The 21,858-nt window shown below is 60.6% G+C and carries 17 protein-coding genes and 1 pseudogene; 12 read left to right on the forward strand and 6 right to left on the reverse strand.

Annotation, left to right across the window (positions count from 1 at the left end; all coding sequences use genetic code 11):
- Positions 1-21: 21 nt before the first annotated feature.
- On the reverse strand, positions 22-300 hold the full coding sequence (locus V8P77_RS00785; RefSeq protein ID WP_335910221.1) for a GNAT family N-acetyltransferase: 279 nt from the start codon (positions 298-300) through the stop codon (positions 22-24).
- A gap of 55 nt (positions 301-355) precedes the next feature.
- On the opposite strand from V8P77_RS00785, the gene V8P77_RS00790 reads away from it, so the two are divergent.
- Entirely contained in the window at positions 356-922 is a 567-nt protein-coding gene (locus tag V8P77_RS00790; RefSeq protein ID WP_335910223.1) for a paraquat-inducible protein A, read from the forward strand.
- A 21-nt stretch (positions 923-943) separates the two neighbouring features.
- On the opposite strand, the gene sciP is transcribed toward V8P77_RS00790, so the two are convergent.
- Entirely contained in the window at positions 944-1,219 is a 276-nt protein-coding gene (gene sciP, locus V8P77_RS00795; RefSeq protein WP_007533628.1) for a CtrA inhibitor SciP, read from the reverse strand.
- 382 nt (positions 1,220-1,601) lie between these two features.
- Between sciP and V8P77_RS00800 the strand changes: the two are divergent.
- Positions 1,602-2,410 (forward strand): annotated as a pseudogene (locus tag V8P77_RS00800) (helix-turn-helix domain-containing protein).
- A gap of 131 nt (positions 2,411-2,541) precedes the next feature.
- On the opposite strand, the gene V8P77_RS00805 reads toward V8P77_RS00800, so the two are convergent.
- Positions 2,542-3,267: a sugar transferase gene (locus V8P77_RS00805; RefSeq protein ID WP_335910229.1), complete on the reverse strand. Its 726-nt coding sequence runs from the start codon at positions 3,265-3,267 to the stop codon at positions 2,542-2,544.
- A 662-nt stretch (positions 3,268-3,929) separates the two neighbouring features.
- Positions 3,930-4,727, reverse strand: a complete 798-nt coding sequence (gene cysQ / locus V8P77_RS00810; RefSeq protein ID WP_335910230.1) for a 3'(2'),5'-bisphosphate nucleotidase CysQ — start codon at positions 4,725-4,727, stop codon at positions 3,930-3,932.
- A 543-nt stretch (positions 4,728-5,270) separates the two neighbouring features.
- On the opposite strand from cysQ, the gene V8P77_RS00815 reads away from it, so the two are divergent.
- The 6 genes from V8P77_RS00815 to V8P77_RS00840 all read left to right on the forward strand — a co-directional run bounded on the left by V8P77_RS00815 (position 5,271) and on the right by V8P77_RS00840 (position 10,805).
- On the forward strand, positions 5,271-6,173 hold the full coding sequence (locus tag V8P77_RS00815; protein WP_003542342.1) for a branched-chain amino acid ABC transporter permease: 903 nt from the start codon (positions 5,271-5,273) through the stop codon (positions 6,171-6,173).
- A 4-nt stretch (positions 6,174-6,177) separates the two neighbouring features.
- Complete coding sequence (gene livM / locus V8P77_RS00820) at positions 6,178-7,569, forward strand: high-affinity branched-chain amino acid ABC transporter permease LivM (protein ID WP_335910231.1); 1,392 nt, start codon at positions 6,178-6,180, stop codon at positions 7,567-7,569.
- Positions 7,569-8,447 (forward strand): ABC transporter ATP-binding protein, encoded by an 879-nt coding sequence (locus V8P77_RS00825; RefSeq protein ID WP_027663854.1) that lies wholly within the window; start codon positions 7,569-7,571, stop codon positions 8,445-8,447. Before livM ends, V8P77_RS00825 begins: the two co-directional genes overlap by 1 nt.
- Entirely contained in the window at positions 8,447-9,190 is a 744-nt protein-coding gene (locus V8P77_RS00830) for an ABC transporter ATP-binding protein (protein ID WP_335910233.1), read from the forward strand. The genes V8P77_RS00825 and V8P77_RS00830 overlap by 1 nt, the downstream gene beginning before the upstream one ends.
- A 19-nt stretch (positions 9,191-9,209) precedes the next feature.
- Entirely contained in the window at positions 9,210-9,563 is a 354-nt protein-coding gene (locus tag V8P77_RS00835) for a DUF6867 family protein (RefSeq protein WP_017961754.1), read from the forward strand.
- A gap of 120 nt (positions 9,564-9,683) precedes the next feature.
- Positions 9,684-10,805, forward strand: coding sequence for a branched-chain amino acid ABC transporter substrate-binding protein (locus V8P77_RS00840; protein ID WP_017989237.1), 1,122 nt, complete (start codon positions 9,684-9,686; stop codon positions 10,803-10,805).
- Positions 10,806-11,075: 270 nt separating this feature from the next.
- Here the strand turns inward: V8P77_RS00840 and V8P77_RS00845 are convergent, their stop codons facing one another.
- Positions 11,076-11,993 (reverse strand): response regulator transcription factor, encoded by a 918-nt coding sequence (locus V8P77_RS00845; RefSeq protein ID WP_011653196.1) that lies wholly within the window; start codon positions 11,991-11,993, stop codon positions 11,076-11,078.
- Positions 11,986-15,372, reverse strand: coding sequence for a hybrid sensor histidine kinase/response regulator (locus V8P77_RS00850; protein ID WP_335910235.1), 3,387 nt, complete (start codon positions 15,370-15,372; stop codon positions 11,986-11,988). Before V8P77_RS00850 ends, V8P77_RS00845 begins: the two co-directional genes overlap by 8 nt.
- Positions 15,373-15,551: 179 nt before the next feature.
- On the opposite strand from V8P77_RS00850, the gene V8P77_RS00855 reads away from it, so the two are divergent.
- From V8P77_RS00855 to urtC, 4 genes are all read left to right on the forward strand, one after another.
- Positions 15,552-17,456, forward strand: coding sequence for an acid phosphatase (locus tag V8P77_RS00855; protein ID WP_335910236.1), 1,905 nt, complete (start codon positions 15,552-15,554; stop codon positions 17,454-17,456).
- Between the two features lie 196 nt (positions 17,457-17,652).
- The gene (gene urtA, locus V8P77_RS00860; protein ID WP_335910237.1) at positions 17,653-18,945 is read left to right on the forward strand and encodes an urea ABC transporter substrate-binding protein; all 1,293 of its coding nucleotides are present in this window, start codon (positions 17,653-17,655) and stop codon (positions 18,943-18,945) included.
- Positions 18,946-19,060: 115 nt separating this feature from the next.
- Positions 19,061-20,698: an urea ABC transporter permease subunit UrtB gene (gene urtB / locus V8P77_RS00865; RefSeq protein WP_335910238.1), complete on the forward strand. Its 1,638-nt coding sequence runs from the start codon at positions 19,061-19,063 to the stop codon at positions 20,696-20,698.
- A complete protein-coding gene (urtC, locus tag V8P77_RS00870) occupies positions 20,695-21,858 on the forward strand; it encodes an urea ABC transporter permease subunit UrtC (protein WP_335910239.1) in 1,164 nt (387 codons plus the stop codon). Before urtB ends, urtC begins: the two co-directional genes overlap by 4 nt.

Here is a 21,858-nt window from a genome sequence, read left to right on the forward strand (position 1 = left end):
TGCGCTTTTGGGCGACATGCATTAATTCACGACATCCTTCCATTCCGGATGGCGTTGCGCCTGCGCCTTGAAGAATGGGCAGAGCGGGATGATCTTCCAGCCGCCGGTGCGGGCTGCCTCCACGGCGTGGAGCGCCAGTGCCTGGCCGACACCTTTACCGCGCAGCGATTCGGGAACGGCCGTGTGATCGATGATGACCAGCTTCGGCGATGTGCGTGAATAGGTCATCTCCGCCTCGTGCCCTTCGACCTCGGCCGCATAGCGGCCGCCCGAGACGCCTTCCTCACTTCGAATGTCCATTGTCTTTCCTCACGAGCGATATTGTCGTAGCGGACCGTGACATGGCGGCGCGGTCGTGCCAAGCCGTGGAGGCAATACAGACAGGAGACAGAGTGTTCATGCAAAATGTCGGATCGATGAGAGGTTCAGGGCAATGAGTGCGCTTTCGATGGCTCGCCCCGTGCTTCTCGTGGCTGCGCCGTTCTTCCTGGCGCTCGGCCTCGTTTTGCCGCTGGTCCGTTTCGAGACGCTGTATTTCTTCGACGAAACGCCGTCGCTCATCGAAATCATCGTCTCGCTTTGGCAAGGCGGGGACAGGCTGCTGGCGGCAATCGTCGCCCTGGTTTCGATCCTGCTCCCGTTTCTGAAGATGATCGGCATCACCGTGGAGGCGATGGGGATCACCGCAGAAGGGACGGCCGCTGGGGGTGGGGCCGGCAGCCTGTTCTATCGTCGCGTCGTACCGCATCTGTCCAAGTGGTCGATGATGGATGTGCTGCTCGTCGCGATCGTCATTGCGGCGGCGAAGACGACGGGGCTGGCGGATGCCTTCACGCAGCCCGGTCTCTGGTGCTACGCGGCCTCGTCAATGATTTCGGGCCTTCTTCATTCCCTCATGGGAGATGCGTCCGGCCCGAAATGATGTCGTCGATGCTGGGTGTGATCAGTGACGATATTGCTGAATGCGCGTGGTGCGCAGGCCGGCAAGACCGTGGCTGTTGATCGACGACTGCCAGGACAGGAATTCTTCGACCGTGAGCGTGTAACGCTCGCAGGCCTCTTCCAAGCTCAACAAGCCACCGCGGACAGCCGCGACAACCTCTGCCTTCCGGCGAATCACCCAGCGCCGCGTATTGGGCGGCGGAAGATCCGCGATCGTCAGGGGGCTGCCATCGGGGCCGATGACATATTTTACTCGGGGACGTATCATTTCGGTCATTGGACTCTCTACACAACGCAAGACCACGAGCCCCACTCTAGCTTGCCACATTTAAAAATTGCCTAAACCCATCGTAAGACTTTGATAACAAATTTAGACGCCCGCCCTGGCCGGTGATGGGGGCGGCTGACTGCCGCTACGTCAATTTGTAGCGCCTGCATGGGAGCCATGCGGAATAAATATTAGCTGATTTCCCGGGACGATCTTATAAGTGCGACAACATAAGAATGAGCGCAAGACTTCGTCTCCGTTCTTCCCGTTGTATCAGTCCAGTTCGCGTTTTTGATGCTTCGTATCCTCGGGATGCGGGCAGAAGCTGCCTTTGCTGATGCCCCGGCGCGAACTTTTCGGCGCCGGTAGCAAGGTCGAGCCGAAGTTGGCCATACGAGGATACGAAGATGAAAGACGTGAACGCGCAGTCGGCGACTGCGCTGAGGATGCTGCATTTTCGCCTTCGCAGGCCGATGGCGCCGGGGTTTCGTCCGACGACGGCAACGAACGGCTCGACGAGATGGCGAAGCTTGCGGGCTTCGATTTCTATCTGCTCTCGGCCTTCCCGCGGGGCGACCGCACAGCTTTCACCGAAAACCGGTTGATCAGCAATTGGCCGCAAGCCTTGTTGGCTTTTACGAGGCTGCCGATCTCTTCTATACAGGAGACTGGTGACCGCGATGAAGCGGACGATCGTCCCGATCTTCTGCGAGGAGGGGTCGTTTGCGGGCAGCGCCGCCAATCAGGAAGACCGCAAACTCAACACGCTCTTTCAGATGCACGGGCTGAAGAATACCTTCGCCTTCACGCTGCACGACGCTGACCTGAAACAATACATCTTCGCCTTCTCAGGCCGCGGTCCTATGCCCACCCGAGAGCAGGCGATGGCGCTGCTCTACGGCGGCATGGAGCTTCTGGACAAAGTTTCGCGTAGCGGCAGCGCGGAGGATGATCCGTTGGAGACGCTCATCCGGCGCGAAATCGAATGCCTGCAATTCAACGTGCTACAGCGTCCTTTGCGCGTCTAAAAAGACGCGGGGTGCTGTAGTCGGCGGCCGCAAGAGCAGCGACGAGATCGCGATTATTCTGGATTTCTCGGCGCATACGGTGATGGGTTATCTGAAGAGCGCGATGCGCAAGCTCAATTCGGTCAGCCGCATGCAGGCGGTCGCCAGAGCATTCCGGTACCGGCTGCTCTGAGGCAGCCGGCCCTTTCTCACAAAGCTAAAGCTGGAAAGCATGTCGCGCAAAGTGTGCATCGCTTTTTGTGCGACATGCGCAAAAACAAAGACTAAAGCGCGAGGAGCGAATCTGAAAGATCGCGACGCGCTTTAGAAGCCTTTTCCGCGGGTCAGCTCCGACACGACGGTTCCGACAATGATGCGCATGTCCATCCAGATTGAGAAATTTGCAACATAGTAAAGATCGCTGGCGATGCGGGCGCGGGCCTTGGCCGGACGATCGGTCGGGCCGCGCAGGCCGCGCATCTGGGCAAGACCCGTCATCCCGGGGCGCATCGCATGGCGCTGATGGTATTCCGGTACGAGCTCTTCGTAGAGCACGCCGCCGGCGCGCATGCCGATTGCATGGCAGCGCGGACCGACGACCGACATGTGGCCCAGCAGCACGTTCAGCAGCTGCGGCAACTCATCGACATTCGTGCGGCGCAGAATAGCGCCGACGCGGGTGACGCGCGGATCGTTCATCACCGTCTGGGCAACGCCGGAGACGTCGCAGAGGTCGGTGCGCATGGAACGGAACTTGTAGACCTTGATGGCCTTGCAGTTCTTGCCCCAGCGGGTCTGCTTGAAGAGCACCGGTCCCGGGCTGTCGATCTTGATCAGCAGGGCGACGAACAGAAGGAAAGGGGCGAGGACGAGGAGGGCGCTCAACGACGAAACAATGTCGAACGCCCGCTTCAGGACCAGATCCACCAACGGCGCCTGCGGCGCATCGCTATGGATAACAGGGGTCTGGATCTTCAGGCTCGGCTGCTGGCGGCGGCTCGGCCGGAAGGACTCTGTCGAAATGCTGTTGTTTAATTCCGTGATGCTCAAGGATCGTACTCTGTTGTCTTCGAGGGGGCGCGGCGGCAATAGGCGATCAATGGTTTAACCCTGTCACCAGGGCTGCACTCAGGTCTTTAGTAACCCTACTAAAACGGAAAAATGCGACAATTGTGTAATGGTGTCCAGAGAAATATCGCATCGCAGCAAATCTTTCGCATTTGCGTTAAGTTGAGGCAAGCTCATGATATTTCGTTAATAATTGGAATTTCGTCAAGGTTTTTAGGACTTTGGCGAGGGTTCGCCGGGGCTGGCGACGCGCCGTTTCGGCACGTGACCTAGGTCTCCTAAGCGTATTTCTTAATGGAACACGAGGCGAAATTTCTCTGATGAAGATATCGATCATTCTGGAAGGCGTATCAGAATGTGACAGAATCAAGGCAGGATTGGTGGTGGGACAGCGTCTAGAAAAGATGCGGACGACGAGTTCACGGCCAGAATCAGTTGGTGAGACCCGATCGCGTGAATCACTCCACAGCTGGAAATGGACACGCTTCCAGATACGCAGGGGGAGGTTATTTGGCGTGCAAAAAGACGGCCCGCTCAGATGGGGCGCTGGTCGGAGATCGCGGATTGTCGCGGCAGGCCTCAACGCGTTGCGGCAAGGCAAGGGAATGCGCCGCCGGCCGGTATTCAGCGATATCCGCGGGTGATTACACCGGTTCGAGGACGCGTTTCCTGCCACCCCAGGAGATGAAGTTCGGGTTGGCGAAGTCGAAATCGGCCGCCGTTCCGGTCTTTCCGTAGGTCAGCGGCATTCCGTCCAGCGTCACCGTCGAACCGCCGGCAGCACGCAGCACCGCATCACCGGCCGCGGTGTCCCATTCCATCGTGCGGGTGAAGCGCGGATAGACGTCGGCTTTGCCTTCGGCCAGCAGGCAGAATTTCAGCGAGGAGCCGATATTGGTGCATTTGAAGATTGCGTGGTCGGCGAGGAAGCTTCCGGTCTCCGGGCTGTTGTGGCGAAGGCTAGCAAGCGCCAGTCTGTCGGCCGGCTGTTCGCGCACCGTGATTGCGCTGCGTGCGCCCACCGTGAAATCGTCCATGACGACGAGCCTTTCGGCGTGACCACGTTCCCCCGAAAAGGCAAGCGCGAGCGCCGGCGCATAGACGATACCGGCCACTGGGGTGCCGTTCTCGATATAGGCGATGTTGACTGTGAATTCCTGTCGCCCGTCGACGAATTCACGGGTGCCGTCGAGAGGGTCGACCAGGAAGAAGCCTCGGCCGGCGATGTCAGGCACCTTGCCGGCGGCGACCGATTCTTCTGCCACGATGGGTATTTCGGGATAATCTCTGGCAAGATGAGCGAGGATGATGCGTTCGGCCTCCTCGTCGGCGACCGTGACCGGACTTGCATCCGCCTTCATGGCGACGGGGAAGCCTTCGCGCAAGACCGTGATGATGGCCTTGCCGGCTTCGAGCGCCGCCTTTTCAAATGTCCTCAGCATTGTCCTTTGCCGTTCGCCACGCGGCGAGCACCCCGCTGTCGCTCGTCCGCAAACCATCCCAGTCACAACCAGATACTCAAGCTATATATGGTGTTCCCCATTGTGCTCCGCATCCCTCAATACGCAGCCTGATGATGCTACCATAAGTTTTCAGCCTTGTCAGATGAAGATGCGGCATCGCTGGTGAAATGGCATTCGTCAAAGGGGCTGCCTTGGGGTCTGAATTTGCTCCATCTTCCGATTCTGTGGAATAGCTTACGCAGCAAACCGTGTAGGAAAGCGACGGCGATATCTCCGGGTGGTTAACCCGGTGGTGGTTTCTGGCTAAAAATAGGCCCCACTCTGCCGTTTTTCTGTGGATTTTGGTTCAAAACGCGCCATTTAGGCCTGTTCTGACAAGAATCTGTCGGAGTAAATCCTTTTTGTCTTCACATTTCCAACGAAACCGCTATGCATTCGGCCTATGAGGTTCTCTGAAACGGAGAACTGAAGAACCAAAAAGAGATGCAGCATGTTTCGCTCGCATCCAGGGGAAAATGACATATGGAGTATTTCGTCCAGCAGCTCTTAAATGGGCTGACGCTCGGATCCATCTATGGCCTTGTGGCTATTGGCTATACGATGGTTTACGGCATTATCGGCATGATCAATTTCGCCCATGGCGACATCTTCATGCTCGGTGGCTTCGCCGCTCTTATCGTCTTCCTCGTCCTCACATCCATCTTCGCAGGTCTCCCGGTGGCCGTTCTGCTGCTGGTGATGCTTGTCGTTGCGATGCTGATGACGAGTTTGTGGAATTGGACGATCGAGCGCGTCGCATACCGGCCCCTGCGCGGGTCCTTCCGCCTGGCGCCGCTGATTACCGCGATCGGCATGTCGATCACGCTGTCCAACTTCATCCAGGTGACGCAGGGTCCACGCAACAAGCCGATCCCGCCGATGGTGAGCTCGGTCTACCAGTTCGGCAACATCTCGGTGTCGCTGAAGCAGATCATCATCATCGTGATCACCGCAGTGCTGCTCACGATCTTCTGGTACATCGTCAATCGCACCGCACTCGGCCGTGCCCAGCGCGCCACCGAGCAGGATCGCAAGATGGCCGCGCTGCTCGGCGTCAACGTCGATCAGACGATCTCCATCACTTTCGTTATGGGTGCGGCACTCGCGGCCGTGGCCGGTACGATGTACCTGATGTATTATGGCGTCGCCTCGTTTAACGACGGCTTCACCCCTGGTGTGAAGGCCTTCACGGCAGCCGTTCTCGGCGGTATCGGTTCGTTGCCCGGCGCCGTCTTCGGCGGCCTCCTTATCGGCCTTATCGAGTCGCTGTGGTCGGCATACTTCACCATCGCCTACAAGGACGTCGCGACCTTTGCGATCCTGGCTTTCGTGTTGATCTTCAAGCCGACCGGCATCCTCGGGCGGCCGGAAGTCGAGAAGGTATAACGTCATGGCAAATTTCGAAAATTCTGCAGGCAAGCCCGATGCCGGACTTGTCCGCAAAGGCCTTACCGAAGCTCTTTTCGCCGCCGTCCTGTCGTTCGGCATGTTCGTTCTCTATGTCGGCCTCAAGACCGACCAGAACATCAGCAACGAGTTGATCATTGTCCAGCGCTGGGGCCTGCTTGCGATCTTCGTCGCGATCGCCGCCATCGGCCGCTTCGCCATGGTCGTTTTCATCAGGCCGAATATCGACCGCCGCAAGCTCAGCAAGGCGCGCGAGGGCGAGCTCGATATCTCGACAGAGAAGAGCTTCTTCCACCGGCATTTCCTGAAGATCGCGCTGATAGCGCTGCTGCTTTATCCCATGGTGGTGGTGGCGATCAAAGGCCCTCAGGGCTCGCTGACATATGTCGACAATTTCGGCATCCAGATCCTGATCTATGTGATGCTCGCCTGGGGGCTGAACATCGTCGTCGGCCTCGCCGGCCTGCTCGACCTCGGCTATGTCGCCTTCTATGCCGTCGGCGCCTATTCCTACGCGCTGCTGTCCAGCTATTTCGGGCTGTCTTTCTGGGTGCTGCTGCCGCTTTCGGGCATCTTCGCGGCACTCTGGGGCGTCATTCTCGGCTTCCCGGTGCTGCGCCTGCGCGGCGATTACCTTGCCATCGTGACGCTTGCCTTCGGTGAAATCATTCGTCTCGTCCTCATCAACTGGACTGAAGTGACGAAGGGCACCTTCGGCATCTCGAGCATCCCGAAGGCAACACTCTTCGGCATTCCCTTCGATGCGACGGCCGGCGGCTTTGCGAAGCTCTTTAACCTGCCGATCTCCTCGGCCTATTACAAGATCTTCCTGTTCTATTTGATCCTGGCGCTCTGCATGCTGACGGCCTATGTCACCATCCGGCTGCGCCGTATGCCGATCGGACGCGCCTGGGAAGCTTTGCGCGAAGATGAGATCGCCTGCCGTTCGCTCGGCATCAACACGGTGACGACCAAGCTCACCGCCTTTGCGACGGGCGCGATGTTTGCCGGTTTCGCCGGCTCGTTCTTCGCCGCCCGCCAGGGCTTCGTCTCGCCGGAGTCCTTCGTCTTCCTCGAATCGGCCGTCATTCTCGCCATTGTTGTCCTTGGCGGCATGGGATCGTTGACCGGCATCGCGATCGCCGCCATCGTCATGGTCGGCGGCACCGAGTTGCTGCGCGAGATGAGCTTCCTAAAACTCATCTTCGGACCCGATTTTACGCCGGAACTATACCGCATGTTGATCTTCGGCCTCGCCATGGTTGTCGTCATGCTGTTTAAGCCGCGCGGCTTCGTCGGATCGCGTGAGCCGACAGCCTTCCTCAGAGAGCGCAAGGCGATATCCGGAAGCTTCATCAAGGAGGGCCATGGTTGATGAGCCCCGTAACGACGAATACGATGTCTGACGACACTCTTCTCAAGGTCGAACACCTGTCGATGAAGTTTGGCGGCCTGATGGCCATCAACGACTTCTCCTTCGAAGCCAAGCGTGGCGATATCACCGCGCTGATCGGGCCGAACGGCGCCGGCAAGACCACCGTCTTCAACTGCATCACCGGCTTCTACAAGCCGACGATGGGCATGATCACGTTCAACCAGAAGAGCGGCAAGCAATACCTGCTGGAGCGCCTGCCGGACTTTCGCATCACGAGGGAAGCCAAGGTCGCGCGTACCTTCCAGAACATCCGGCTGTTCTCCGGCCTGACCGTTCTCGAAAACCTGCTGGTTGCCCAGCACAACAAGCTGATGAAGGCATCGGGTTATACGATCCTCGGCCTTATCGGTGTCGGCCCCTACAGGCGGGAAGCGGCCGCTGCAATCGAGCTTGCCCGTTTCTGGCTCGAGAAGGCCGACCTGATCGACCGCGCCGACGACCCCGCCGGCGATTTGCCCTACGGCGCCCAGCGGCGTCTCGAAATCGCCCGCGCCATGTGCACCGGCCCGGAGCTGCTTTGCCTGGATGAACCGGCTGCCGGCCTCAACCCACGGGAATCGGCAACGCTCAACGCGCTGCTGAAGAGCATTCGCGCCGAAACCGGAACGTCGATCCTGCTGATCGAGCACGACATGTCTGTGGTCATGGAAATCTCCGACCACGTCGTTGTCCTCGAATATGGTCAGAAGATTTCCGATGGCACGCCGGATCACGTGAAGAACGATCCGCGGGTCATCGCGGCCTATCTCGGTGTCGAGGATGAAGAAGTGGAAGAGGTGATCGCAGCCGTCGAGCAGCTCGAAGGAGGCGCAAACTGATGGGCGATGAAGTAATGACGGGTCAACCGCTCCTTCAGGTGAATGGCGTCGAAACCTATTACGGCAATATCCGGGCGCTGGCCGGCATCGATGTCCACGTCAACAAGGGCGAGATCGTCAGTCTGATCGGCGCCAACGGCGCCGGCAAGTCGACACTGATGATGACGATCTGCGGCAGCCCGCAGGCCCGCACCGGTTCGGTGGTCTTCGAGGGCCGCGACATCACCCGCATGCCGACGCATGAAATCGCCCGTCTGCGCATTGCACAGTCGCCGGAAGGCCGCCGCATCTTCCCGCGCATGACGGTTCTGGAAAATCTTCAGATGGGTGCAGGGCTCGACAATCTGAAACACTTCGCCGAAGACGTCGAGAAGATCTTCACGCTCTTCCCGCGTCTCAAGGAGCGTCACGCCCAGCGGGGTGGAACACTTTCGGGCGGCGAGCAGCAGATGCTGTCGATCGGCCGCGCGCTGATGGCGCGCCCGAAGCTGCTGCTTCTCGACGAACCCTCGCTCGGTCTTGCGCCGCTGATCGTCAAGGGCATTTTCGAGGCGATCAAGAAGCTCAACGAGGCGGACGGGCTGACCGTTTTCCTCGTCGAGCAGAACGCGTTCGCCGCCCTCAGGCTTTCTCACCGCGCCTACGTGATGGTGAACGGCAAGGTGACGATGAGCGGCTCCGGCATGGAGCTTCTTGCCAATCCCGAGGTCCGGGCCGCCTATCTCGAAGGCGGAAGACACTAGGTCGAAAGGAGAGTTTGACATGCAGGGACTTTTCTTCGAAGCGGATGCCGGCCCCCTTGTGGCGATCCGCGTCATCGTCTTGCTCTTAGGCTTCTGGACGGCCTGGCGCGCCGGCAAAGCGGTTGCCGAGGGCTGGAGCGACTATCCGCTGGTCATCGTCTATACATTTCTGCTCGCCTGGGCGATGCAGTTCCTGCATCATGCCCTGTTCAATGGGCCGATGCTCAACGCCTTCTACTATATCCTCGACTTCGTGACGCTGCTGGTGTTCTCGACGGCCGGCTTCCGCTACCGCCGCACCAATCAGATGGTTAACAACTATTACTGGCTGTACGAAAAAACTTCCGCGTTTTCGTGGAAGGACAAACATTGACAGTCCGTTGAAACTAGGCATGAATTGCCTTCCGAGTGGAACAGCTTTCCTGGCGCAGTCAATGGTGGGTAGTGCGCTGGGCCTTGGACCGGAACCCGCCCAAAAATTGGGAGTAATAATATGAAGAAGTCTCTTCTGTCGGCAGTGGCTCTGACGGCGATGGTCGCCTTCAGCGGCAACGCGTGGGCCGACGTACTTATCGCTGTCGCTGGTCCGCTGACTGGTCCGAACGCCGCGTTCGGCGCTCAGCTCCAGAAGGGTGCTGAACAGGCAGCCGCCGACATCAACGCGGCTGGCGGCATCAACGGCGAGCAGATCAAGATCGAGCTCGGCGACGACGTCTCCGACCCGAAGCAGGGTATTTCGGTCGCCAACAAGTTCGCTGCTGACGGCGTCAAGTTCGTCGTCGGTCACTTCAACTCGGGCGTTTCGATCCCGGCTTCGGAAGTCTATGCCGAAAACGGCATCCTCGAAATCACCCCGGCCGCGACGAACCCGACCTTTACGGAGCGGGGCCTCTGGAACACCTTCCGCACCTGCGGCCGTGACGACCAGCAGGGTGCCATCGCCGGTAAATATCTTGCCGATCACTTCAAGGACGCCAAGATCGCTGTCGTTCACGACAAGACCCCCTACGGTCAGGGCCTTGCCGACGAAACCAAGAAGGCTATGAATGCCGCCGGCGTCACTGAAGTCATATATGAAGGCATCAACGTCGGCGACAAGGACTTCTCGGCCCTCATCGCCAAGATGAAGGAAGCCGGCGTCTCGATCATCTATTGGGGTGGTCTGCACACCGAAGCCGGTCTCATCATCCGTCAGGCGGCTGACCAAGGCCTGAAGGCAACGCTGGTTTCTGGCGACGGTATCGTTTCGAACGAACTGGCCTCGATCGCTGGCGACGCCGTCGCCGGTACGCTGAACACCTTCGGCCCCGATCCGACGGCGAACCCTGCGAACAAGGAACTCGTCGAAAAGTTCAAAGCCGCTGGTTTCAATCCGGAAGCTTACACGCTCTATTCCTACGCTGCGATGCAGACGATCGCCGGGGCCGCCAAGGCTGCCGGTTCGCTGGATCCTGAGGCCGTTGCCAAGGCCATGAAGGAAAAGGGCCCGTTCCCGACCGTTCTCGGCGACATTTCGTTTGACGAAAAGGGCGACCCGAAGATTCCTGGCTACGTCATGTACGAATGGAAGAAGGGTCCGGACGGCAAGTACAGCTACTTCCCGCAGGGCATGTAAGCCTCGCTCCCCTTTATGGGACATGATTATCGAAGCCCGGTTCCGACCGGGCTTCTTTCTTTTTGCGGGTGTTTCAATTCCGGCCTGGCTACCGTGCCGCAATCGCTCATCGATCGATCCCACGAAGACGGCGCGTTATGGCGCCCGGCAGCTCGCTTCGGAGGGGTTGCTGACGGCGAAAAACGGTACGATCCCGCGCTTCGGCGGATGGAGACCGTCATGGTCCCGCGGCATCTCGGCAGCGCCACGGAACTAGCCTCCATCACCCTCTTACATCTCGTACAGCACGTGCGTGGCTTTCACGGCGGCCGAGGCGCGGTTCTCGACGCCGAGCTTCACGTAAATCTGTTCGAGGTGTTTGTTCACCGTCCGCGCCGACAGTCCCAATATTTCGCCGATGTCGCGGTTGGCCTTGCCCTTGGCGATCCAGAGCAGCACTTCGGATTCGCGCTGGGTGAGCGAGAAGCGCTGGCGCAGCACCTCGTCGTCGCTGCGCTGACTGGCGGCGGTGAGGCGGAAGAGATATTCGTCAGGGCCGATTGCGCCGAGGAAGGCGAGCTGCAACGCTGCCTGGCCGGCATGGGCGATCGAGATGATGCCGTCGCGCACTGCGGCGACGCGGTCGCGCATCCAGCCGGCGATATGGCGGGCGACGATTTCCATGCCGTCGTCGCTGCCCATGGCGGCATTAACCAGCCGTGTCGCTTGCGGCGTTGACCAGTGGATGGCGCCGTCGCCCTTGACTGCCAGCAGATGGCGGCCGGCTGCGTCGAGGGCGATGCGGGCGCTTTGGGCCGAGCGAGCGTTGCGCAGATGGACGCGGATGCGGGCGCGCAGTTCATCGATGTTGATCGGTTTGCTGAGATAATCGACGCCGCCGGATTCCAGCGCGTGCACGACATGCTCGGTCTCGGTCAGGCCGGTCATGAAGACGACAGGCACCTGCGCCACCGCGGCATTCGCCTTCAGCCGGCGGCAGGTCTCGAAGCCATCCATACCCGGCATCACCGCGTCGAGCAGGATGAGATCGGGCGTGATGCGCTCGACGATACCAAGTGCCGCCGTGCCCGATGTGGCGATCAGCACGGAGAAGCCGGATTGTTCGAGCGCGTCGGTCATGAAGCCGAGGGCTTCGGCGGAGTCGTCGACGAGCAGAACGATGTCGCGGGGGAGGGCCGGCTCAGCCAATGGATTCCACCTTTTCGTCGAAGTCGTGCAGGAAGGTCATGAAGCCGGCGAGATCGAAGGCGGCGACATAGGCGCGAAGTTCCTCCGTGAATGGCTGATTTGCCTCCACCTTGGCAAGGTCCGAAAGCTTGGCTTCAATGCCTCTGATATAGCCGATCTCGCCGAGCCGCAGCAATTCCTGCAGATGGGCAGCACCTGGACTTAGCATCGGCGCTTCGATCTTGACAGAAACGGCTGGCGTGGCATCGGCATAGATCCATGTCACGCCGAGATGCAGGGCGAGCTTGTCGCGCAGTTGGCGGATGTCGACCGGCTTGCCGATCGCATCATTGTGGCTGTCGTCGCTGTCGCTGAGAACGGCCGCATCACCGATATTGGCCGACAGCATCAGCACCGGCGCCGTCTGGCCGGCCTCACGCAGACGCGAGACGAGCTGCCAGCCGTTCATGCCGGGCATCAGAATATCGACGAGGAAAAGGTCCGGCATGATGCCCTCGATCAGCGTCAGGCATTCGCCGCCGCCTGCCGCTGTCAGCACGATGAAATCGAGCGGCGCCAGGATCTCGCGCATCATCTCGCGGTGGTCCTCGTTATCGTCAACGACGACGACCGTGCGGCGCGGGCCGTCATAACCGACAATCCGCTTCTCCTGCGGCGCGGCGGCCACGGCACGCATGACAGCGGACAGCATCAGCCGGACGCGGAAGGTCGAGCCTTCGTCCTTCACGCTTGCAACCGAGATCTCGCCGCCCAGCGTATTGGTCAAAAGCCGGGTGATGGTGAGGCCGAGGCCGAGTCCCGGCATCGGCCGCACGCTTTCGGCCTCGCCGCGCTGGAAGGGTTCGTAGATACGGGGCAGGTCTTTCTCCGTGATGCCTCGGCCGGTATCGGCAACGGTGAAGGTCGCGACCTGGCTGCGATAGCCGACGTCGAAGGTGACGCTGCCCTCATCAGTGAACTTGATGGCATTGGAGAGCAGGTTGACCAGGATCTGGCGCAGGCGCTTTTCGTCGGTGCGGACGAATTGCGGCAAGGCCGGCGCGCGCTCATGGATGAAGGCAAGCCCCTTTGCCTGTGCCTGCGGGCGGAACATATCGACGATCTGGTCGAGGAAATCCTGGATGTTGATCTCGTTGGAATAGACCTGCAGGCGGCCGGCTTCGATCTTGGAAATATCGAGCAGGCCGTCGATTAGCCCGGAGAGGTGCTCGGCGCTGCGGCGGATGACCTTGATCGAGGATTGGCGCGGCGCCGGGATGGTCTCGTCGCGTTCGAGGATCTGGGCGTAGCCGAGCACGGCGTTCAGCGGCGTGCGTAATTCATGGCTGAGCCCGACGACATAGCGGCTCTTGGCACGGTTGGCGGCCTCGGCGGTTTCCTTGGCGTTCTGCAAGGCGGCGTCGGTCTTCTTGTGGGCGGCGATTTCCTTGAGCAGCAGCGTGTTCTGGCGTGAGGATTCCTCCTCGGCAACGACGCGGCTGTCATGGGCGAGCACATAGAACCAGCAGACGACGCCTGAGATCACCGAGAAGACGAAGAAGACGATGAGGATGGTGCGATTGACGACCTCGCCCGTCTCGGGCGAGGCGGAGGCGACCTGATGGGCAATCATCGCCAGGATTGCGCCGATGGCGGTCAATGCCAGCACGACGGCGATGCCGTAGCGGCCAAGGCGCGTCGTCAGCTTCCCCAGAATGGCTTCCGGCAGCAGCGCCTTGGCGACGGTGCCGACCTGCGCGTTGAAACGGGCGGCCGGCTTGCACATGTCGTGGCAGCGGCTGTCGAGCGAGCAGCAGAGCGAGCAGATCGGCGCGGCATAGGCCGGGCACCAGGCCATGTCCTCTGGCTCGAAGGGATGCTCGCAGACCGAGCAGGTGATGTTCGTCAGGTTTTTCCAGCTCTGGCGCGGCTTGCGGGCGAGATAGAACTTGCCTTTCGTTGCCCAGGCGATGACAGGCGAGGCGACCAGCGCGATGACGAGGGTAATATAGGGAGCGAGCGAGGCGGCGATTTCCCCGAAGGCGCCGAAATGGGCAATCAGCGACACCGTCGCCGACAGTGTCATGGCGCCGAGGCCGACCGGGTTGATGTCGTAGAGGTGGGCGCGCTTGAACTCGATGCCGGGGGGAGCCAGCCCCAGCGGCTTGTTGATGAAGAGATCGGCGGAGATCGTGCAGAGCCAGGCCATGGCGATGATCGAGAAGATGCCGAGCGTCTCCTCCAGCAGCCGGTAGATGCCGAGTTCCATCAAAAGCAGGGCGATTGCGACGTTGAACACCAGCCAGATGACGCGGCCGGGATGGCTGTGGGTCAGCCGCGAAAAGAAGTTCGACCAGGCGAGCGAACCGGCATAGGCGTTCATCACATTGATCTTCAGCTGCGAGACGACGACGAAGGCAGCCATCAACAGCAGCGCGCCATTGTGCCAGGGGACCATGTAGCCGAAGGCGGTCAGATACATCTGCGCCGGGTCGGCGGCGCGATCGAGGGGGACGCCCGAGGTGAAGGTCAGCACGACCAGAAATGAACCAGCAAGCAACTTCGGCGCGCCGATGATGACCCAGCCGGGCCCGGCGAGAAAGATCGCCAGGCGGTGGCGCCACTTGCGCTGCGGGTCCGGCGGCAGGAAGCGCAGGAAGTCGGCCTGTTCGCCGATCTGCGACATCAGCGCCAGGATGACGGCGGAGGCCGCGCCGAACTCCACCAGATCGAATTCGGCGATGGTGCCGGGCGGGCCGGAGGCATGGCGGATGCCGGCAAAGGCGCGCCAGAGATCGAATTTTTCCCAGTCCAGCAGGGCGATAAAGATGAAGGGCAGGATATTCAGCACGATCCAGAAGGGCTGGGTTATCAGCTGGAACTTGCTGATCAGCCGTACGCCGTGCGTTACCAGCGGGATCACCATGACGGCGCTGATGATGTAGCCGATCCAGAGCGGGATGCCGAGAGTGAGCTCCAGCGCCCCGGACATGATCGATGCCTCGATCGCAAACAGCATGAAGGTGAAGCTCGCATAGATCAGCGAGGTGATGGTCGAGCCGATATAGCCGAAGCCCGCGCCGCGCGTCAGCAGATCGATGTCGACGCCGTGGCGGATGGCGTAGCGGCTGATCGGCAGGCCGATCGCCAGCATGGCGACCGAGGCGACGACAATGGCGTAAAAGGCGTTGGTGGTGCCGTAGGAGAGGGTGATCGCGCCGCCGATCGCCTCCAGCGCCAGGAAGGAGATTGCGCCGATCGCCGTCTGCGAGATGCGCTGCGAGGAGAAATGCCGGGCGCTCTTGGCAGTGAAGCGCAGCGCGTAATCTTCCAGCGTCTGGTTGGCGACCCAGCGATTGTATTCACGTCTTACCGGAATGATGCGTTGGCGCGCTGCCATGTCTTCCTTTCCGGCATTCCGGTTGGGCTCATCGTCTCTCCGGCAGTTTTGGCGGGATGGTTGGGAAAGGCAAGAGGCAGGCACCGACTGGTTCACAGAATGGCAATATTTTTGCAATTGATCTGTCACATAAGGGCTCTAACTCTCCCGGCGTTCGTTCAACCATTTCGGGTATCACCATGTCTGTTTTAAGCCTTTGCCGCCTGAGCACCGCCCTCGTCTGCCTCCTTTCGATCGTGCCATCGCTTGCCAGCGCCGAGCAGGCCACGGCGGCGAAAGCGCCTTATGCGGAGGCCGGAAACACCAACAAACGCGGTGATGCCTGCTTCTCGACGGTGGACACCAACGCCGCCGTTCATCTTCTCTCCGGCTTCCTCGAAATCTGGACCCCGCGCACGCCTTTCGTCGATGCGGGTGTCGAGGCCCCGGCCAAGGACAATTGCCCAGCGATCGCCAAGACGGATTGGGAGGGCATTCCCGCCAGTAAGACCGACGGCCATATCGTCAACCAGGCTGTCCATGACGCCAACATTGCCTATGTCGTCAATGCGACGCGGGCGCGGACGGCCGATCAGGCGGTGGCCGCCTATCTCGACGATCGGCGCGGCAAGAATGCCAGCATCGTCGATGGCCTCGGCCCGCTGACGGATGCCTGGAAGGCAGGCTCGAAGCAGACCACCACGATCACCGAGGTGGCGGCCGATGCGACAACGGTCAAATATGACGACAAGGGCAATAATCGCGGCGCCGGCAGCAAGCCGGACACGGAAAACAAGACCGATGCCAATCCCGACATGGGCCTTGCAGTCGACTTCATCATTGCCGCAAGCGGTGACGGCTCGACGGAGCCTGCCAAGCGCTACTTCAAATACGCTCGTCCCTACCGCTGGAGCCAGGAGGTATCGGTCGTCCCGACGCTGGAGCCTGCCAAGAGCGGCAAGCCGGTTGAGGACGGCGGTTTCCCGAGCGGACATACGGCGGAAGCCTGGCGGGATGGGCTCGCCATGGCCTATCTCGTGCCGCAGCGCTTTCAGGAAATGATCACGCGCGCCAGCGAGTTGGGTGAAGATCGCATCCTCGCCGGCATGCATTCTCCTCTCGACGTGATGGGCGGCCGGATGCTCGGCACCGCCACGGTCGTCTACAATCTGAACAAGGCCGACAATGCGGCGCTGAAGAGCGATGCTTACGCCCAAGCGCAGGCATGGCTCGTCGCCAAATCAGGCGTTGCGGATGCGGGCGCGCTCGAGGTTGCCGCCCATGCGGCACCGCTGACTGCAGATCGTTTCGCCGATCATGACGCCAATCGCGCTTACGTGCTGCAGCGCCTGAGCTACGGCCTGCCGACGATCCATGCGACCGATCAGCCGGCGCGTGTGCCGCAGGGCGCCGAAGCGCTTCTGGAAACGCGTCTGCCCTATCTGGACAGCGAGCAGCGCCGCGACGTGTTGAAGACGACGGCGGTTGCGTCCGGCTACCCGCTCCTCGACGATGCGGAAGGTTACGGCCGCCTCAACCTGTTTGCCGCCGCCGACGGGTACGGCGCGTTCGAACAGGACGTGACCGTGACGATGGACGCGGCAAAGGGCGGTTTCGATTCGATCGATACCTGGCGGAACGATATCGGCGGCAAGGGCAGGCTGGTGAAGCGCGGCGACGGCATCCTCGGGCTGTCGGGTGCGAACAGCTACGCCGGCGGCACTGTGCTGGAAGAGGGCGCGCTGGTGGCCCTGTCGCCGTCGGCCTTCGGTCTTGGCGGGCTGACAGTTAACGGTGGTTCGCTGGTTCTGGCGACCGACAGGCCGCTGACCGTGAGCGGCGATTATCAGCAGCTCGCCAATGCCGCGGTGAAGCCGGCGCTCAGCGCGAACGGCGGAGGTACGTTGGTCGTCGAGGGCAAGGCGGCGCTGGCCGGCGACCTTAACGTGACGGTTGTCGATGGCTATGTCCTGACGCCCGGAACCAAGATCGAAATCCTGAAGGCGAGTGCCGTGACCGGCACCTTCGGCAAGTTCACCGTCTCCGGCCACAAGGCGAGCCTCTCCTTCGGCCCGACATCAGTCACCTTGACGATCGACGGATAATTCCTCCGAGAGAATCGACAGGGCATCTCCCGCGGTGGGGGATGCCCCCTCTCTCCCGGCCTGCTGCCTGTTTGCCCCCCGCGCCTACGTCAATCGACGTATGTGTTTTCGCGCTGCAGCACCCGATAGTTCTTTAAGCAACAGTTAATCTCCGTTTCCGGTCTGTTGCGGAACAAGAAGAGGGGAGTTCAACCAGATGAATCTCAAATCCACTATTACGGGCGCAGCGCTCGGCGCCGTCATGGCGGCGTCGTCCGCCTTCGGCGGTGCAGTTGCCGCCGATGACACGATCAAGGTCGGCATTCTGCACTCGCTCTCCGGCACCATGGCCATCTCCGAGACCACGCTCAAGGACGCCATGCTGATGCTCATCGACGAGCAGAACAAGAAGGGTGGCCTTCTCGGCAAGAAGCTCGAGGCCGTCGTCGTCGACCCGGCTTCCGACTGGCCGCTGTTTGCCGAAAAGGCACGTGAGCTGATCCAGAAGGACAAGGTTGCCGCCGTCTTCGGTTGCTGGACGTCCTCGTCGCGCAAGTCCGTTCTGCCGGTTTTCGAAGAGACCAACTCGATCCTCTTCTACCCGGTCCAGTATGAAGGCGAAGAGTCCTCGCGCAACATCTTCTACACCGGTGCTGCTCCGAACCAGCAGGCTATTCCTGCTGTCGACTACCTGATGGAAAAAGAAGGCGTCAAGCGCTTCGTTCTCGAAGGTACGGACTACGTTTATCCGCGCACGACCAACAAGATTCTCGAGGCATACCTGATTTCGAAGGGTATCCCGAAAGAAGACATCATGACCAACTACACGCCGTTCGGCTTCTCCGACTGGCAGACCGAAGTTTCCAAGATCAAGGAATTCGGTTCGGCCGGCAAGAAGACCGCCGTCGTCTCTACGATCAACGGCGATGCCAACGTTCCGTTCTACAAGGAACTGGGCAACAAGGGCATCAAGGCAACCGACATCCCCGTCGTCGCCTTCTCGGTCGGCGAAGAAGAACTTGCCGGCCTCGACACCAAGCCGCTCGTCGGCCATCTCGCTGCCTGGAACTACTTCGAGTCGGTCGAAAGCCCTGCGAACAAGAAGTTCATCAAGGAATGGCACGCTTTCACCAAGAACGACAAGCGCGTAACGAACGACCCGATGGAAGCTGCTTATATCGGCTTCAACGCATGGGTTAAGGCCGTCCAGGCTGCCGGCACGACCGATACCGACAAGGTTCTCGATACGATCATCGGCGTCAGCGTTCCGAACCTCTCGGGCGGCTATGCGACCGTCATGCCGAACCACCACATCACCAAGCCGGTGCTGATCGGTGAAATCCAGGCCGACGGCCAGTTCGAAATCGTCCAGCAGACACCTGCCGTCGTCGGCGACGAATGGTCGGACTTCCTGCCTGACTCCAAGGACCTGATCTCCGATTGGCGCAAGCCGATGTCCTGCGGCAACTTCAACGTTGCTACGGGCAAGTGCGGCGGCAAGGGCTCCTGAGTACGACCTCGATCCGATGATTGCCTGAAGGCTTCCGTCCGGGTTTGATCCCGGGCGGAAGCTCCGTCCCAGCGATTGCGCCGCGAGGCCAACACTATCAAGGGCGAGAAAGCCGATGTATCGCGCCATAAAGATTTTCCTCATCACGGTTTGCCTGGCATTTTCAGGCCTGACATTTTCGGGCGTGATAATCTCGAGCGAAGTCCACGCCCAGGACGATATCCACGTGCTTATCGATGCGCTCGGCGTCGGCGACTTCCCGGAACGAGAAGCGGCCATCAAAGCGCTGGTCGCATCCAAGGACCAGCATGTCAGCCAGATCCTGCAGCAATTGAGCGACGGCCTTCTCTACGTCAATTCCGATGGCGGCCCGGTTCTTCTCCAGGGCGGTACCGATGACGAACCGACCTATTCCGATCCGATCACCGGCGAAGCCGCTGCCGATGTCGATCCGGATCTGATGACGAAGGTCAAGATCAACAACGCGCTTCGCGGCGTCATCGGCACCGCCACCAGCCAGCTGACGCTGATGAGCCCGGACCGTTCCGCGCGGCTTGCCGCGGCGCAGGGCCTCCTGAAAGATGCCGAACCCGCCAATCTCGACCTGCTGAACACGGCGCTTGCGGCCGAAAAGGACGCTGAGATCAAGAATACGATGGAAGCGGCGCGCGCAGTGCTGCTGCTCAAGACGGATGCGAGCGTCGAAGACAAGAAGGCTGCGATCGATACGATCGCGGCGCGCGGCAATCGTGATGCGCTGACCATCCTCACGACCGCACTCGAAACCGCGCCTGACGACCTGAAGCCTGCGATCCAGGCGGATATCAGCTCCATCAATCGCAGCCTGGCGCTGTGGGATATCGTCCAGAATATTTGGTACGGATTGTCTCTCGGCTCGGTACTGCTGCTTGCCGCGATCGGCCTTGCCATCACCTTCGGCGTCATGGGCGTCATCAACATGGCGCATGGCGAAATGGTGATGATCGGCGCCTACACCACCTATGTGGTGCAGGAATATATTACCTCCGCCTTTCCTGAACTTGCCGATTATTCGCTGGCCTTTGCCGTGCCTGCGGCCTTCGTCTTTACCGGCTTCGTCGGTCTGGTGATCGAGCGCGCCGTTATCCGCTATCTCTACGGCCGGCCGCTCGAAACCCTGCTCGCCACCTGGGGCGTGTCGCTCATCCTGCAGCAGGCGGTGCGCAGCATCTTTGGCCCGACCAACCGCGAGGTCCGCAATCCGACCTGGATGTCCGGCGTCTTCGATCTCGGCGGGCTCTCCATTACCTGGAACCGACTGTGGATCATCGTCTTTTCGATGGTGGTCTTTGTGGCGCTGCTCCTGCTGCTCAAACGGTCCGCCTTCGGCCTGCAGATGCGTGCCGTTACGCAGAACCGGCGCATGGCGTCGTCGATGGGCATCCGCACCGGCTGGGTCGATGCCTTCACCTTCGCGCTCGGCTCGGGCATTGCCGGCATTGCCGGCGTGGCGCTCAGCCAGATCGACAATGTCTCGCCGAACCTCGGTCAAGCCTACATCATCGACAGCTTCATGGTCGTCGTCTTCGGCGGTGTCGGCAATCTCTGGGGTACGCTGGTCGGTGCACTCTCGCTCGGCGTCGTCAACAAGTTCCTCGAGCCCTTCGCCGGCGCCGTACTCGGCAAGATCCTGGTGCTCGTCATCATCATTCTCTTCATCCAGAAGCGTCCCCGCGGGCTCTTCGCACTCAAAGGAAGGGCGGTGGAAGCATGATAACGGCCTTCCTTCTCCGATCACTCGATCGCAAGATCGTCATTGCCATCGGCCTCCTGCTTCTGGTCGCCGTCCTTGTGCCGGTCCTGAACCTGATGACGGGGCCGACCAATCCGCTGCACGTGCCGACTTATATCATGTCGCTGTTCGGCAAGTATCTGACCTATGCGCTGCTGGCGCTGGCGCTTGATCTGGTCTGGGGCTTCTGCGGCATCCTCTCCCTCGGCCACGGTGCCTTCTTTGCGCTCGGCGGCTATGCCATGGGCATGTATCTGATGCGCCAGATCGGCACGCGCGGCAGCTACGGAGACCCCATCCTACCCGACTTCATGGTGTTCCTGAACTGGAAGGATCTGCCCTGGTTCTGGTACGGCTTCAACCATTTCTGGTTTGCGGCGCTGATGGTGCTCGTCGTGCCCGGCCTGCTCGCTTTCGTCTTCGGCTGGTTTGCTTTCCGCTCACGCGTCAACGGCGTCTATCTCTCGATCATCACCCAGGCGATGACCTATGCACTGCTGCTGGCCTTCTTCCGCAACGACATGGGCTTCGGCGGCAATAACGGCCTTACCGATTTCAAGGACATTATCGGTTTCAACGTCCAGGCTGACGGCACGCGTGCAGTCCTCTTTGCGGCAACTGCGATCTTCCTTGCTCTATCGCTGCTGCTCGCCTCGGCGATCGTGCGCTCGAAGTTCGGCAAGGTGCTGGTCGGCGTGCGCGATGCGGAAAGCCGCACGCGCTTCCTCGGTTACCGCGTCGAGCACTTCAAGCTCTTTACCTTCGTCGTCTCGGCGATGATGGCTGGTATTGCCGGTGCGCTCTACGTGCCGCAGGTCGGCATTATCAATCCCGGCGAATTCGCGCCTGCCAATTCGATTGAAGTCGTCATCTGGACGGCGGTCGGCGGGCGGGCGACGCTGATCGGCCCGATCATCGGCGCGATCCTCGTCAACGGCGGCAAGACGATCTTCACCGGCCTCTTCCCGGAGTTCTGGCTGTTTGCGCTCGGCGGCCTCTTCGTTGCCGTCACGCTGTTCCTGCCGAAGGGTGTCGTCGGCACGATTGCGCAATATCTCGGCAAGCGGAAGGTCGTCTCCAAGGCGGCACCACCGGCGGCTGCGGAAGACGGTATCGAGCCGAAAATCCAGGCAGCGGAGTGA

The sequence above is a fragment of the Rhizobium aouanii genome, assembly GCF_037002925.1.
GTDB lineage: Bacteria > Pseudomonadota > Alphaproteobacteria > Rhizobiales > Rhizobiaceae > Rhizobium > Rhizobium aouanii.

What these genes read in the sequence shown, in the direction of transcription:
- V8P77_RS00785 (WP_335910221.1), bottom strand. Translation starts at nt 300, where the DNA reads ATGGACATTCGAAGTGAGGAAGGCGTCTCGGGCGGCCGCTATGCGGCC.
- sciP (WP_007533628.1), bottom strand. Translation starts at nt 1,219, where the DNA reads ATGACCGAAATGATACGTCCCCGAGTAAAATATGTCATCGGCCCCGAT.
- cysQ (WP_335910230.1), bottom strand. Translation starts at nt 4,727, where the DNA reads ATGCTGAGGACATTTGAAAAGGCGGCGCTCGAAGCCGGCAAGGCCATC.
- V8P77_RS00815 (WP_003542342.1), top strand. Translation starts at nt 5,271, where the DNA reads ATGGAGTATTTCGTCCAGCAGCTCTTAAATGGGCTGACGCTCGGATCC.
- livM (WP_335910231.1), top strand. Translation starts at nt 6,178, where the DNA reads ATGGCAAATTTCGAAAATTCTGCAGGCAAGCCCGATGCCGGACTTGTC.
- V8P77_RS00825 (WP_027663854.1), top strand. Translation starts at nt 7,569, where the DNA reads ATGAGCCCCGTAACGACGAATACGATGTCTGACGACACTCTTCTCAAG.
- V8P77_RS00830 (WP_335910233.1), top strand. Translation starts at nt 8,447, where the DNA reads ATGGGCGATGAAGTAATGACGGGTCAACCGCTCCTTCAGGTGAATGGC.
- V8P77_RS00835 (WP_017961754.1), top strand. Translation starts at nt 9,210, where the DNA reads ATGCAGGGACTTTTCTTCGAAGCGGATGCCGGCCCCCTTGTGGCGATC.
- V8P77_RS00840 (WP_017989237.1), top strand. Translation starts at nt 9,684, where the DNA reads ATGAAGAAGTCTCTTCTGTCGGCAGTGGCTCTGACGGCGATGGTCGCC.
- V8P77_RS00850 (WP_335910235.1), bottom strand. Translation starts at nt 15,372, where the DNA reads ATGGCAGCGCGCCAACGCATCATTCCGGTAAGACGTGAATACAATCGC.
- V8P77_RS00855 (WP_335910236.1), top strand. Translation starts at nt 15,552, where the DNA reads ATGTCTGTTTTAAGCCTTTGCCGCCTGAGCACCGCCCTCGTCTGCCTC.
- urtA (WP_335910237.1), top strand. Translation starts at nt 17,653, where the DNA reads ATGAATCTCAAATCCACTATTACGGGCGCAGCGCTCGGCGCCGTCATG.
- urtB (WP_335910238.1), top strand. Translation starts at nt 19,061, where the DNA reads ATGTATCGCGCCATAAAGATTTTCCTCATCACGGTTTGCCTGGCATTT.
- urtC (WP_335910239.1), top strand. Translation starts at nt 20,695, where the DNA reads ATGATAACGGCCTTCCTTCTCCGATCACTCGATCGCAAGATCGTCATT.